Annotated in this window: 2 protein-coding genes; both read right to left on the bottom strand. The window is 68.8% G+C overall.

Annotated elements, in window-relative coordinates; genetic code table 11:
• The coding region (locus ACNFOC_RS54375) for a response regulator (RefSeq protein ID WP_416966312.1) at positions 1 to 498 on the bottom strand (498 nt) is incomplete at its 3' end.
• 249 nt (positions 499 to 747) lie between these two features.
• Entirely contained in the window at positions 748 to 1,284 is a 537-nt protein-coding gene (locus ACNFOC_RS54370; protein ID WP_416966311.1) for a DUF3000 domain-containing protein, read from the bottom strand.
• Between the last annotated feature and the right edge of the window lie 142 nt (positions 1,285 to 1,426).

Raw genomic sequence — 1,426 nt, 5'->3', positions numbered from 1 at the left:
CGACCCCGGCGACGACGCGCTGAGCAGGCTGGACGCGCTCGTCGGACTCCACGCGGTCAAGCGGGACGTCACCGACCTCGTCAACCTGGTGTCGACGGCCAAGCAGCGCGAGGCCGCCGGACTCCCGACGTTGTTACGGGTGCCGGTGACGACGTAGCCCTTGACGCCGCCCGCGAGGGCGTTGCGCACGGCACCGATGTCGTCGGCGGCGGACAGGGCCAGGCCGTTGGGCCAGCCTGCGGCTCTGGTCTCGGAGAGCAGGGTGAGACCGGAACCGTCGGGAAGGTGGACGTCTGCCACACAGATGTCGCGGGGGTTGCCGATGCGGGGACGAGCCTCCGCGACGGACGAGGCCTCGATGACGTCGCGCACACCGAGCGCCCACAGGTGGCGGGTGACGGTGGAGCGGACGCGCGGGTCGGCCACGACCACCATGGCGGTCGGCTTGTTCGGGCGGTAGGCGACCAGGCTTGCGGGCTGCTCGAGGAGAACGGACACCAGGCCTCCTGGGGTGTGGGACGACTTTCAAGGTCACAGTCGTCTTCGGCACCAAACCCCAGGTCCTTTAGAGAAAGATCACGATTTAGTGAGTATCAATCAGTTCAATTCGGACACGCTGTCGATCGTTCGGTGAACGAAACGGCTCGTTCGATGGGCCACTCCTGATTGAAAGTGGCCGTATCGACAAAGACACCGGAAATGATCGGTAAGACCTCGGTGTGTCTCGGGTAAGGCCTCGGGTGAGGCTCAGCGCGACTGCGGTCCCCGGCGCTGCGGCAGCGTGACGACGGACGCGTCGCCAGGACCCGCCGGCGGCAGGCCCGCGACCTGGGCCAGCAGATCGCACCACGAGGCAAGATGCGCCGCAGTGTCCGGCACCCCGCCGAGCCCCTCGCGCGGCGTCCACGAGGCACGGATCTCGATCTGGGACGCGGACGGCCGCTCGGACAGCCCGCCGAAGTAGTGGGAACTGGCCCGCGTGACGGTGCCGCTCGCCTCGCCGTACGTCAGTCCGCGCGCCTGGAGCGCGCCGGTCAGCCATGACCAGCACACGTCGGGCAGCAGCGGGTCCGCCGCCATCTCCGGCTCCAGCTCCGCGCGCACCAGCGTCACCAGCCGGAACGTGCCGTGCCAGGCGTCGTGCCCGTCCGGGTCGTGCAGCAGCACGAGGCGGCCGTCGGCCAGGTCCTGGTCGCCGTCGACGACCGCGGCCTCCAGCGCGTACGCGAAGGGCGCCGTACGCGCGCCTGTTGGGCAGATCCGTGTTCCATGTGGGAGGCCCAACGACTCCATTCCGTAGGCGAGTTCGTCCGATGATGCAGCCGGTCTGGAGGAAGTCGCTGGAGAAGCCGAGGATGAACGCCAACAGCTGTCCCGCGCCCGCGAGTTGCACCAGCATCAGCGGCAGCAGGGCGATGATCGTCAC

The sequence above is a fragment of the Streptomyces colwelliae genome (assembly GCF_048158785.1).
Classification (GTDB): Bacteria; Actinomycetota; Actinomycetes; order Streptomycetales; family Streptomycetaceae; genus Streptomyces.
This window is presented reverse-complemented; position numbering and strand designations above follow the sequence as displayed.